This is a genomic window from Arthrobacter sp. PAMC25284 (genome assembly GCF_019443425.1).
GTDB lineage: Bacteria > Actinomycetota > Actinomycetes > Actinomycetales > Micrococcaceae > Arthrobacter > Arthrobacter oryzae_A.
The window spans coordinates 3,581,487-3,593,581 of the sequence record NZ_CP080382.1 but is presented as its reverse complement, the minus strand read 5'-3'; the positions used below and the strand labels follow the sequence as shown (position 1 = coordinate 3,593,581).

General features: G+C 67.9%; 9 protein-coding genes and 1 pseudogene. 4 read left to right on the top strand and 6 right to left on the bottom strand.

Translation table 11 applies throughout. From position 1 onward, the window contains the following. Position 1: 1 nt before the first annotated feature. Positions 2-3,301, bottom strand: coding sequence for an ATP-dependent DNA helicase (locus tag KY499_RS16620; RefSeq protein WP_219887055.1), 3,300 nt, complete (start codon positions 3,299-3,301; stop codon positions 2-4). A 77-nt stretch (positions 3,302-3,378) separates the two neighbouring features. Beyond that, positions 3,379-3,807 (bottom strand): MGMT family protein, encoded by a 429-nt coding sequence (locus KY499_RS16615; RefSeq protein WP_123255776.1) that lies wholly within the window; start codon positions 3,805-3,807, stop codon positions 3,379-3,381. A 183-nt stretch (positions 3,808-3,990) separates the two neighbouring features. Here KY499_RS16615 and KY499_RS16610 point away from each other — a divergent pair. From KY499_RS16610 to KY499_RS16595, 4 genes and pseudogenes are all read left to right on the top strand, one after another. Further along, positions 3,991-4,702: pseudogene (locus KY499_RS16610) on the top strand (3'-5' exonuclease). A 372-nt stretch (positions 4,703-5,074) separates the two neighbouring features. Then, entirely contained in the window at positions 5,075-6,025 is a 951-nt protein-coding gene (locus KY499_RS16605) for an ABC transporter substrate-binding protein (RefSeq protein WP_219885866.1), read from the top strand. 21 nt (positions 6,026-6,046) lie between these two features. Beyond that, entirely contained in the window at positions 6,047-6,811 is a 765-nt protein-coding gene (locus KY499_RS16600; protein WP_219887054.1) for an amino acid ABC transporter permease, read from the top strand. Next, positions 6,808-7,545, top strand: a complete 738-nt coding sequence (locus KY499_RS16595; protein WP_123255774.1) for an amino acid ABC transporter ATP-binding protein — start codon at positions 6,808-6,810, stop codon at positions 7,543-7,545. The genes KY499_RS16600 and KY499_RS16595 overlap by 4 nt, the downstream gene beginning before the upstream one ends. Before the next feature lie 112 nt (positions 7,546-7,657). Here the strand turns inward: KY499_RS16595 and hemL are convergent, their stop codons facing one another. From hemL to KY499_RS16575, 4 genes are read right to left on the bottom strand one after another with little or no spacing between them, the layout of a single operon-like run. After that, complete coding sequence (gene hemL, locus KY499_RS16590; RefSeq protein WP_123255773.1) at positions 7,658-8,992, bottom strand: glutamate-1-semialdehyde 2,1-aminomutase; 1,335 nt, start codon at positions 8,990-8,992, stop codon at positions 7,658-7,660. Between the two features lie 12 nt (positions 8,993-9,004). Next, positions 9,005-10,171, bottom strand: coding sequence for an LLM class flavin-dependent oxidoreductase (locus tag KY499_RS16585; protein ID WP_219885865.1), 1,167 nt, complete (start codon positions 10,169-10,171; stop codon positions 9,005-9,007). Then, the gene (gene hemB / locus KY499_RS16580; RefSeq protein ID WP_219885864.1) at positions 10,171-11,151 is read right to left on the bottom strand and encodes a porphobilinogen synthase; all 981 of its coding nucleotides are present in this window, start codon (positions 11,149-11,151) and stop codon (positions 10,171-10,173) included. Before hemB ends, KY499_RS16585 begins: the two co-directional genes overlap by 1 nt. Before the next feature lie 10 nt (positions 11,152-11,161). Beyond that, on the bottom strand, positions 11,162-12,046 hold the full coding sequence (locus KY499_RS16575; protein ID WP_258190840.1) for a uroporphyrinogen-III synthase: 885 nt from the start codon (positions 12,044-12,046) through the stop codon (positions 11,162-11,164). Positions 12,047-12,095 lie beyond the last annotated feature (49 nt).

Sequence of the window (12,095 nt, the reverse complement as noted above, 5' to 3'; positions counted from 1 at the left end):
GTCATTCAGTAACCTGCTTTCCGCGCGCGCACAGCGGGCAGACCTCGGGCAGCCGGCAGCCATGGCCGCCGTGGCCGCCCTTGCCCGGATCATGCCGGGCTTCGAAAGTGTTGGCGGACATCGCCTCGGCGGCGTCCTGCACCATCTCCAGTGCCCAGTTCTCTGCCGGGTCCAGCGGCGCCTGGGACTGGACTCCGGGGCTCTTGGTGGTCGTGCCGAGCTGGGCAAGGACCGCCCCGCCAGGCAACGGCGGCGGACCGTCGTCGGCTCCGGCGAAGCCCCCGGCCAGTACGGCCGCCTGGTAGGCGCCGAGCTGGGGGTGCCGGTCGAGATCCGCCTTGCCGGGCTGGCGTTTGCCGGTCTTCAGGTCGACGATGACCAGGCGTCCCGCGGCGTCCATTTCGAGCCTGTCGACCTGGCCCCGGAGTACGGCGGACCGGGCCGGCCATGGCCCGTCGTCCGGCACCGGCCCGGCAGTGACGTCCACGGACAGGTCCGGCAGCTTGACCTCAAAGTCCTGCTCGACGCCCAGCAGGCTTCGGCCCTCGCTGCGCATAACGAGTACGTACTGCGCGAGCTTGCGGACCATCGATTCCGCCCGCTGGAAGTCGAGTTTTCCTTCCCAGTTGTCCTTCATGCCCAGGGCCGGCCAGCGCCGCACCAGTTCCGCCACGTATTCGCTGCCGGAGGCATCCGGGAAATCCTGTGCAATGGCATGGACCAGGGTTCCCAGGCTGCGCGCGAAATCGGTGGCCGCTTCGCCGCCTGCGGCCTGGACGAACCAGTCCAGCGGAGACTTCTGAACAGTTTCGACCTTGGACGGCGAGACGTACACGGTGCCACCGGGCGGCACGACCGGTTCATCAGTGGACAGTGGCGCGAGGCCCCACCAGCTGGCAGGATGCGCCCCTGGCACGGGGGGCTCCGCGGCGGCCAGGGACGCCAGCACGGCGGTCGCCTCCAGCGGTTCGCCGGCGGCGGCATCCAGCTGGGCGTGTTGCCGCAGCTCGGCCACGAGAGCCCGCAGGGTCAGGGGACGTTCCACCGGGGTGTACCCGCGCCGGTCCCGGTCCGGGTGCAGCGGTGCCACGTAGTCCAGGAAGGACGAGGGCTGTTCGTCCTCAGAGGACACGGCAGTGCAGATCAGCAGGGATTTGGCCCGTGATACCGCGGTGGAGAAGCTGCGCAGCTCGTCGTAGCGGATTTCGCGCAGCCGGCTGAGCGGATCAACACGCAAGGCGTACTCGACACCGTGTTCGACGGCGTCGGCAAACAAAGTGCTGCCGAGCAGTTCGCCGCGGAGTCGGGTGTTGGGCCACACGCCTTCCTGCAGTCCCGGGACAATCACCACGGGCCATTCCCGTCCGGCGGCGCTGGCCGGTGTCATCAGTTCCACGGCGTCCTCCAGCTGGGCCCTGGCCGCGAGGGTGTCCATGGGAAGTTCCTGGCTCAGCAGGTACTCGAGGAACTGCTCCGGGCCGGATCCGGGCAGTTGGTCCACGAACCGCTCCGCCGTGTGGAACAGGGCCATCATGGCGTCGAGATCGCGGTCCGCACGGGAACCAGCGGATCCCCCGGCCAGGGCGGTCTCGGTCCATCGCGAAGCAAGTCCGGTCGAATGCCAGAGTGCCCAAAGCACCGTCTCGGCGTTGCCGCCGGGCGCCGCTGCGGCCTCCCGGCCCGCCGCAATCATCCGGGCTATCCGGCGCGCGGACCGCCCTTCGATGCCCAGTGTGGCCAGGGCGCCGGGTTCCAGCAAAGCTTCGACGAGCAACGCGTCACTGGCCCGGCCGCTGCCGCCAAGAATTTCCTCGTGCCGCAGGGACTGGCGCAGCCGCCGCAGCTCGATCGAGCTGGCCCCGCCGATCCGGGACGTCAGCAGGGCAACCGCCGACTCCGGCGTCAGGAGCGCGGGATCGAGAGCCACTGCGTAGGCATCCAGCAGTGGACGGACTGCGACCTCATCCCGGACAGCAGATTCGGCCACCGGTATCCGGACCGGAATGCCCTGGCCGCTGAGATACCGCTGGAGCTGGCTGAGCTGGCCGCCGTTGCGCACAATCACCGCGATCTCGCCCAGCTCACGGCCGTCCCGCAGCTGGGCCTCAAGGATCCGCTGTGCGACGTAGCGCAATTCGTGCACCGGCGACGGGAGCAAATGCGCCTCGACGCTTCCCCAGGCATTGTCAACAGCACCGTCAACAGCAGCGCGATCAGGGGCACTCCCAGGAGGCCCTTCAGCCGAGCCGGTCCGGGGCGGTTGCTCGAGCCGGCGCGCGGATTGCCCGCCGGCCCGCCGGGAGATGCGCCCGGCCACCGACTGCCACGCCTCTGCGACCGCCGGAGCCTGCCGGTGGGCGAGATGGAGCGGACGTTCCAGGACCGTCCCGCCGGTTGGCGCCAGCAGCACCGGCAACTCGGCCACGAGGTCCGGCCGCGCGCCGCGGAAGCCCTGGACCACAGTGTCGGGAGACGCGGTGACAATGACGTCCTTGCCCGCTGCGATGTCTGCCAGCAGCTCGAACACTGCGGGGTTCGCCTCCTGGATATCGTCCACCAGAATCAGCTGCAGCCGGTCGCGCTCCGCAGCAAGGAAATCGGGTGCGTCCTGGAAAATCTGGCGAGCAGCGGTGATGATGCCGGCGGGATCAAAAGCCTCGGGCATCCGCAGGTCCAATACGTCCCGGTATTCGGAGTACAGCGCGGCAGCGGCGACCCAGTCCGGCCGGCTGCAGTGTCCGGCGAGCGCCACCAGGTCCTCGGCCGTCTGACCCGATTCGATGATCCGGTCAAAGAGCTGCCGTACCTCCTGCCGGAAGCCCCGGGTCTGCAGGGCCTCCCCCAGGTCCTCCGGCCAGGGCAGCTCCAGTCCCGGCAGCGCGTGGCCTTCGAGGAGTTCTTTGATAATCAGGTCCTGCTCTGGCCCGGAAAGGAGCTTCGGCGGACGGGGCAGCGGCAGAACCCCCGCCGCCTTGGCGCGCCTGATCACGTCAAAGGCGTACGACGCCCAGGTCCGGGCCGGCGTTGTGCTCAGGCTGCGGTCCAGGCGTGCGGTGAATCGGTCCCGGAGCGTGTCCGCGGCGAGCCGTCCGGGCGCCAGGATGAGCATCCGCTCGGGATCAAGCCCGTCGCGCTGGGCCCGGCGGACGGCGGCCTCCACCAGCACGGTGGACTTCCCGGTACCGGGCGCCCCGGGGACGAGCACGGGTCCGGAGCCGTGCAGGACCTCGACGACGGCGAGCTGGTCCGCCGTGAGCACGGGAATGGCGCAATGCTGCGTCCTGGGCGGGAGCAGGCGCAGTACCTGCCCCGGAGCCTTGCTCCCGGAGCCGTGCCCCGGGCTGCGCTGCGGGAAGTCCTGATCCTTGCTGGAGATACTCACCCGGCCATTCCATCATCAGGCAGCGACAATTCAGGCACTGCGCCGGCCAACGCACGGTCCAGCTGCCGGGCCAGGGCATCGATCCGGTCAAATTCGGGCTCCGACGGCACCCACCGGGCAGCGGGCAGGTCCACGCGCCAGCGTCCTTCGCCGGTGCGCAGGAAGTCGGCGTAGCGTCCGGTGAGCGGAGTGCCTTCCTCGACGTACCTCGACAGGGCAGCACGTTCGTGCCCCGGAGGGGCCTCGCCGGTGGACTTCAGGACACGCCACCACGCAACGGCGCTGCCGCCGCGGCTCATGACCGCACCGACCTGCCGGGGACCGCCGGAACCAAGGAGCTCGGCAACATCGCCATATGCGACAGCGCTTCCGGACGGGATCAGGTCCACCAGGTCCAGCACCGCTTCCACATACTCCATTCGCATCGATCCAGCCTAGCGCCGGCGCTGGCACCGGGACGCGAATCCGGGCCTCCGAAAGCGCGACGCGGGGTCATATCTGGTCCATGCTGCCGCGCCGGATGGGCCGTGAGTGACCCCGCGTTGCAGTGCCGGCGGGTTGGTGGAGGGGTGGCTAATTCTGTCGGAGGCAACAGGTAGCGTTGAAGCATGAGCACCTGGAACACCCTCCCCCGCGCAGCCTTTGACCTCGAAACCACCGGCCGGAACTCGCGCGCCGCGCGGATTGTCACGGCATCGGTCACCCTTGTGGACGCCGAAGGCGCCGTTCTGAAGGAACACGAATGGCTGGCGGACCCGGGCGTGGAGATCCCGGCCGAGGCCAGCGATATCCACGGCATCACGACCGAACAGGCCCCGCCGCGAAGGCCGGCCCGCGGCGGAGGTGGCCCGGGAGCTTGCCGCGGTGCTGCAGGAACTGTTCGACGCCGGGGTGCCCGTCATCGCCTTCAATGCCAGCTACGACTTCACCGTGCTCGCGGCGGAGTCCGCCCGCCACGGCATCCCGCAGTTGAGCCGCTTCCCGGTCCTGGACCCCTACATCATGAACAAGCAGGTGGACCGGTACCGGAAGGGCAAGCGGACCCTCACCGCCTTGTGCGAGGAGTACGGCATCACCCTGGACAACGCGCACACGTCCGCGGCGGACGCGCTCGCGACCCTGCGTATGCTCGACGCCATGGCCGGGAAGTTCCCCAAGCTCAGGATGCCTGCCAGCAACCTGCACCAACTGCAGGTTGAATGGGCCTCGGCGCAGGCGGCCGATTTTCAGACGTACCTGCGAAAAACCAAACCCGCCGCCGTGATCGAAGGTGACTGGCCCGTGTTGCCGCCGGAGGACGCCAGCCGCGGCGACTTCTAGCACCGCACGGTGCCCCTGGGGTCCCCGGACTATGCAGGAGGCTCCGGAAAGTGGAGGCCTGCAGCACTGAACGCCAGCGTCTGCGAGCTAAGTCACACATATGTGGCGGACCCTCCGGCCCGCGTGGGCGCGTCAATCATTCCGTCGAGCCCGCCCGCAGCTCTGAGTTCCGCCTGGTCGGAGTGTCATCGCTGAAGAAGGTTCGGCTTTCTCTGGAAATTCAAGCCACTCATTCGTTTCTCTCCGTTCCACCGTCCAATGAGACAATATTGTTTCGCGGCTGGCCTGCCTTGATCGTGCACGGGCCCGTAGCCCGGGGCTGCGCACCCGCCCCCAAGGACTCTTTTGAACTCCAATGAAAGTGAATGCCTGATGAAAAACAAAGCTCTGAAGTGGCTGACAACTATCCCCGTGGCCATTGCCGTGGCAGCCTCCCTCGCTGCGTGCGGCGGCGGGACCGCACAGCCGTCCGCATCAGCGACCGACGCCCTTAAGGGCAGCGACCAGACGTCCCTGGACACGTACACGACGGCCGACGTCACCCCTCTGGACCAGATCGACAAGACTAAACTTGGCCTGATCACCGAGGGCACCCTGCGGGTCGGCACGCTTTCGGACGCCCCGCCGAACATCTTCATCGACCCCTCCGGCAAGTTCACCGGCTATGACAACGAGCTCATGCGTGCCATCGGCGACAAGCTGGGCCTCAAGGTCGAGTTCGCTTCAACCGATTTCTCGGCGCTGCTCTCGCAGGTCAAGAACCAGCAGTTCGACCTCGGTTCATCCTCGATCTCCACCACGGACGCCCGTCGTGAAACCGTCGCCTTCACCAATGGTTATGATTTCGGCTATATGGCTGTCGTGACCAAGAACGACGCCCCGATCAAGGGCTTTGGTGACCTCAAGACCGGTGTGCGCATCGGCGTCGTCCAGGGCACCGTCCAGGACGACTACGTCACCAACACGCTCAAGCTCGAGCCCGTCCGCTTCCCGGACTACAACACGGTCTACGCCAGCGTGAAGAACGGCCAGGTGGACGCGTGGGTAGCCCCGTCCCAGCAGGCCACGGGCCAGGTCAAGGAAGAGGACAACACCAAGATCGCCGAGAAGGTCGTCAACACCCAGAACTTCACGGCCTATGCCGTGAGCAAGGACAATACCGCCTTGGTCGAGGCACTGAATTCCGGTCTGGACGCGGTGATCGCCGACGGAACGTGGACCAAGCTGACGTCCGAGTGGTACACGGACCGTCCGACCGCGGCGGAGCAGACTCCCCAGGGCTGGAAGCCGGGCAGCAAAGCCGTCCAGATTCCGGCCAAGTAACCCGGGCCGTCCATGGATCTTTTGGATATCCTCAAGCAACTTGGCGATACCTTCCTCGACTGGAAGGCGATGGGCGAAGTCATCCCCATGATGTTCGCGGTCGGCCTGCCGAATACGCTCGTTCTGGCCATTACGTCAGGCATCATCGGGACCCTGCTGGGGATGGTTCTTGCCTTGATGGGGATCTCCAGGAACGCAGCGGTGCGCTGGATTGCGCGCGTCTACACCGACATCCTGCGAGGATTGCCACCGGTCCTGACCATCCTCGTGATCGGTTTTGGCTTCGGTCCGATCATCCGGCAACTGACCGGTTCGACAAGCCCTTACCCGATGGCCGTAGCAGCGTTGTCGCTGATGTCGGCGGCGTACATCGGTGAGATTTTCCGCTCCGGCATCCAGAGCGTAGACAAGGGGCAACTCGAGGCCACCCGTGCCCTCGGCTTCGGCTACGGCCCGTCGATGCGGCTGGTCGTTGTGCCCCAGGGCATCCGGCGGGTACTGCCCGCGCTGGTCAACCAGTTCATCGCCCTGATCAAGGAGTCGTCACTGGTCTTCCTCCTGGGGCTGCTGGCCACGGAACGGGAGATCTTCCAGATCGGCAAGGATGCGGCGGCGACCAGCGGGAACCTGTCCCCGTATGTTGCCGCGGCAATCTTCTACCTGGCTCTGACTGTTCCGTTAACGCACTTCGTGAACTGGATTGACGCCCGTCTGCGTTCCGGCCGGCCGGAGAAGAAGGAACCCGACGAAGCGGCCGCCAAGGTCGGAAAGGGGGCCCCGGCATGAGCGAGTTTGTTTCAGGGTCGCTGACAGCGAAAAATATCCATCTCTCGTTCGGGTCAAACCATGTCCTCCGCGGCATCGACCTGCACGTCGGGAAGGGCACGACGGCTTCCGTGATTGGGCCATCCGGTTCCGGCAAGTCAACGCTCCTCCGGGTCATGAACCGTCTGATCGAGCCCGACCAGGGCGACATCATCCTCGACGGGAAGTCCGTCCTCAAGGACAACCCGGATGAGCTCCGCCGGCGGATTGGCATGGTCTTCCAGCAGTTCAATCTCTTCCCGCACAAGACCGTGGCGGAGAACGTCTCCTTGGCGTTGCGCAAGCTCCGCGGTATGTCCAAGGAGCAGGCCCGCGAGGAGGCACTGGCGCAGCTTGACCTCGTGGGGCTCAGGCACAAGGCAGATGTTCGTCCGGCCACGCTGTCCGGAGGCCAGCAGCAGCGTGTCGCAATTGCCCGCGCCCTGGCCATGAGCCCGGAAGTCATGTTTTTCGACGAGGCGACGTCAGCGCTCGATCCCGAGCTCGTCAAGGGCGTCCTGGCGCTGATGGCAGACCTGGCGAGCAACGGCATGACCATGGTCGTGGTGACCCACGAGATGGGGTTCTCCCGCAATGTCTCCGATACGGTCACCTTTATGGACGCCGGCGTCGTGGTGGAATCCGGTCCCCCGGAGCAGCTCTTCACGGACCCGCGGACCGAAAGGCTGCAGGGCTTCCTTTCCGACGTCCTCTAGCCCGCCGGAAAGGAAGCAGGCTTAAACACCTTGGGCACCCGCCGCGGCGGGTGCCCAAGGTGTTTAAGTCTGCTGCTGCTCTACCGGACGCCGCGGCGGCAACAGCCCGGCCTCAGGCCGTTGCCGCCGCGGCTGCCGCTTTGGCGGCCCGGGGCAGGGCGTCGAAAATCTTGTTCATGGCCGCGTCGTCGTGGGCCGCGGACAGGAACCAGGCCTCGAAGACCGACGGCGGGAGGTAGACGCCGGAGTCGAGCATGGAGTGGAAGAACGGGGCGTAGCGGAAGACGTCCTGCGCCTGTGCGTCGTCGTAGTTGTGCACGCCGCGGGCCGAGGTGCCGAAGGCAACCGAGAACAGGTTTCCCGCCCGCTGGATCGAGTGGTCCACGCCGGCGGCGTCGAGCGCCCCGGACAGTGCCGCGGAGAGCTCAAGTGAACGGGCATCCACGAAGGAATAGACCTCCGCGGTGGCGTGGGTCAGGGTCGCGACGCCGGCGGCCATGGCCACCGGATTCCCGGACAGGGTGCCGGCCTGGTAGACCGGGCCAAGTGGCGCAAGGTAGTCCATCACGTCCGCCCGCCCGGCGAGGGCCGCTGCCGGCATGCCGCCGCCGATGACCTTGCCGAAGGTCAGCAGGTCCGGAGTCCACGGCTCTGCGGCGCCGGCCGCCCCGCCGGTCAGTCCCCAATAACCCGAGTAGCCCGTCCGGAAACCGGTCAGGACCTCGTCGACGATCAGCAGCGCGCCGTGCTCGCGCGTGATCCGGGAGAGCCCCGCATTGAAGCCCTCGGCGGGGGTGACAACCCCCATGTTGGCCGGCGCGGCTTCGGTGATCACGGCGGCGATGTTTGGCCCGTGGGCGGCGAAGGCCTCCTCGACGGCGGCGAGGTCGTTGTACGGCAGCACGAGGGTCTCGGCCGCGGTCGCAGCGGTGACGCCCGCGGACCCGGGAAGGGCGAGGGTGGCCAGGCCGGAACCGGCCGCGGCGAGGAGCCCGTCGAGGTGGCCGTGGTAGCAGCCCGCGAACTTGATGATGAGGTTGCGTCCGGTGAAGCCCCGGGCCAGCCGGACGGCCGTCATCGTCGCTTCGGTACCGGTGGAGACCATCCGGACGCGTTCCGCGGCCGGGACACGCTCCTGGACGAGGGCGGCGAGGTTTGCCTCGTCCGGCGTCGAGGCTCCGAAGGACAGACCACGGTCGACGGCGGCGTGAACGGCGGCCAGGACCTCCGGGTGGGCATGTCCCAGCAATGCTGGGCCCCAGGAGCAGACCAGATCCACGTACTCGGCGCCGTCCGCGTCGGTCAGGTAAGCGCCTTTGGCCGAGACCATAAAGCGCGGCGTCCCGCCCACCGACCCGAAGGCGCGGACGGGTGAATTCACGCCGCCGGGCATCAGTTGGCGGGCACGGTCAAAGAGTTCCTCGTTCCGAGGGGTGCTGGAAGTCATGATCCTATTCTTTCATTTCACGGGGTTCGCGGACGACGCCGCGGTCAGCAGCGCTGCCACGCGGGGCGCCACTTCGGTGCCGAACAGTTCAATGGAACGCATCATGGCGGGGTGCGGCAAGGTGCCGCTGCTGTACTTCAGGTCGAAGCGGTCGACGCCCAGGTTCTTTTTGAGCAGGACGATTTTCGCGGCCACGGTGTCCGGGGAACCGACGTAGAGTGCGCCCTCGGGCGCGCAGAGGGCCTCAAATTCGGCCCGGCTGCCCGGTCCCCAGCCGCGCTCGGCGCCGATCCGGTTGCGCATCCCCAGCCAGTGCGGGAAGAGTTCCTCGCGTGCCTCCTCGTCGGTGGCGGCGACGTGGCCCGGCGAATGCGTCGCCAGCTGCTGCAGCGGGTGCCCGTACTGCGCCATCGCCTCCCGGTACAGGCCCGCGAGCGGGGCGAAGGAGCGCGGTTGGCCGCCGATGATCGCGAAGATGATCGGGTATCCGAGCCCTGCGCAGCGCAGCACCGACTCGGGGGTGCCGCCGACGCCGATCCAGGTTGGCAGGAGATGGTGTTCCAGCGGCGGGTAGACGCTCAGGCCGCTGATCGCCGGCCGGGTACGGCCTTCCCAGTGCACAGGGCGCTGGGCGCGGACCTGGTCGAAAAGCGCGAGCTTTTCCTCGAACAGGATTTCGTAGTCGGCGAGGTCGAGGCCAAACAGCGCAAAGGACTCGATGAACGAGCCGCGGCCCAGCATCACTTCGGCGCGCCCGTTGGCGATTGCGTCAACGGTGGAAAACCGCTGGAAGACACGGATGGGGTCATCGGAGCTGAGGACGGTCACGGCCGAACCCAGGCGGATATTCCGGGTCCGGGCCGCTGCGGCGGCCAGGAAGACTTCGGGTGCGGAAACGGCGAAATCCCCGCGGTGGTGTTCTCCCACGCCGAACGCATGCAGCCCCACCTCGTCCGCGAGCTCCGCCTGTTCCAGCAGTTGCCTGAGGACCTGGGCGTGCGGTACGGCATGCCCGTCCGGAAAGACCCCGACGTCGCCGAATGTGTTCAGGCCAAGGAGAACGCGGCCCGCTCCCACCGGCGCGGTGGGACCGGGTGCGGGCTGGCCGGCAGCGGGCGGGCTGGCTGCGGAGGATCCGACAGCGGAAGACCGGGATGGGACTTCGGGCGTGTTCTGCATCAGGACTCCTTGAGCCAACCGGCGAGTTCCTTGGCCCAGTAGGTCAGGACCATGTTCGCGCCGGCGCGCTTGATGCCAAGGACGGATTCGGTAATCGCTGCCCGCCGGTCAATCCATCCGTTGGCTGCGGCCGCCTCGATCATTGAGTACTCCCCGGAGATTTGGTAGGCCGCCACCGGCACCGGACTCATTGCCGCGACGTCGGCGAGGATGTCGAGGTAGCTCATGGCCGGCTTGACCATCACCATGTCGGCGCCCTCTGCCAGGTCAAGTTCCACTTCGAGGATGGCTTCGCGCCGGTTGGCCGCGTCCATCTGGTAGGTTCGGCGGTCGCCGGTCAACTGGGAGTCCACGGCTTCCCGGAAGGGACCGTAGAAGGCGGAGGCGTACTTCGCGGCATAGGCCAGGACTGCAGTGTTGGCGTGTCCCGCGTCCTCGAGTGCCTGCCTGATGGCGGCCACCTGGCCGTCCATCATCCCCGACGGGCCCAGCACGTGCGCCCCTGCGTCCGCCTGGGCCACGGCCATCCGCCCGTAGATCTCAAGGGTCGCGTCATTGTCCACGTAGCCGTGGGCATCGAGCACGCCGCAGTGGCCGTGGTCGGTGAATTCGTCCAGGCAGACATCGCTCATCACCACGAGATCGTCTCCGACCTCCGCACGCACCTCACGGATGGCCTTGTTCAGCACACCCTCCGGGTCCAGCGACGCGGTGCCGCGGGCATCGCGTGCCGCCGGAACGCCGAACAGCATGATGCCGCCGACGCCGAGCTGGACGGCCTCCGCGGCGGCGCGCCTGAGCGAGTCGGTTGTGTGTTGCTGAACGCCGGGCATCGATGTGATCGGCCGGGGTTCGGTCAGGCCCTCCCGGATGAAGGCTGGCAGGATAAGTTCCGCAGCGCTGAGCCGGTGCTCGGCGGTCAGCCGGCGCATGGCCGGGGTGGTGCGGAGCCGGCGGGGGCGGTGGGTCGGAAAGCTCATGGTCTGTCCTTCACGGGGTGCTCGGTGGCGGGAGTGTCAGGGGACGGGACGGGGGCGCCGCCAGCGACCGGATCACCGCGGCGAGGAGGCCGGAGGCCGTCGGCTGTTCGGCGATGGACGCTACGGTGAGGCCCAGCGTTTCCGCCTCGCCCGCCGTCGAGCGTCCGATCGCGACGAAGCGGCAGCCCCCCAGCGGGGCGAGCTCCGCGTGAATGCGCCGCGCGGCACTGGGCGACGCCGCGACGACGGCGTGCAGCCGCCCGGCAGCGACCTCGGTTTTTGCTTCGGCTGTCGTCAGCACTGCCGGCGGCGGATCGGCGTCGTGGTGTTCGGGGCCGGCCGCGTGGGCAGCCAGGCTGCGGGCCGGATCAGCGGGGTAGTCCACGGTCCGGTAGGCCGTGACTGCCTGCACCGACGCGCCCCGTGCTTCGAGACCGCGGCGGAGCGCGGGGTCGGCGATGTCGGCCTGGGGCAGGAACACCCGGGTCCGGCCCTCAGGCCAGATGCCGGCGAGGCCGGCACCGGACTGCTCGGCGGTGGGTGCCAGGTCAACGCCGATCCCCCGTGTTTGCAGTGCCCGGCGCGTGGCGGGCCCGATCGTCGCGACCTGGAGGCTGCCGGGCAGCCACGTTTCCAAAGTCGCGCCGCGTTCGGCCGCTTTCGCTTCAAGCGCCTGCACGGTGGTCACGCTCGTGATCACGAGCCAGACATAGGCGCCGGCGCCCAGGGCGTCGAAGGCGACGTCGAGGGAGTGCTGGTCACTGGCGACCTCGAAGTCGATGAGCGGCAGCAGAAGGGGCTCGGCGCCGGCGCCGCGAAGAGCCGACACGAGTTCCCCGGCGCGGTCCGGGGCGCGGGCAACGAGAATCCGTGCGCCGTCCAACTCTGCCGCCACGTGGTTCCCGTGTGGCTGCCTCAGGCTGCTGTGCCGTCCCATGTGCTCT

Excerpts from the sequence above, each read along its gene's own strand:
- KY499_RS16615 (WP_123255776.1), bottom strand. The coding sequence starts at position 3,807 with ATGCGAATGGAGTATGTGGAAGCGGTGCTGGACCTGGTGGACCTGATC.
- KY499_RS16605 (WP_219885866.1), top strand. The coding sequence starts at position 5,075 with ATGAAAAACAAAGCTCTGAAGTGGCTGACAACTATCCCCGTGGCCATT.
- KY499_RS16595 (WP_123255774.1), top strand. The coding sequence starts at position 6,808 with ATGAGCGAGTTTGTTTCAGGGTCGCTGACAGCGAAAAATATCCATCTC.
- hemL (WP_123255773.1), bottom strand. The coding sequence starts at position 8,992 with ATGACTTCCAGCACCCCTCGGAACGAGGAACTCTTTGACCGTGCCCGC.
- KY499_RS16585 (WP_219885865.1), bottom strand. The coding sequence starts at position 10,171 with ATGCAGAACACGCCCGAAGTCCCATCCCGGTCTTCCGCTGTCGGATCC.
- hemB (WP_219885864.1), bottom strand. The coding sequence starts at position 11,151 with ATGAGCTTTCCGACCCACCGCCCCCGCCGGCTCCGCACCACCCCGGCC.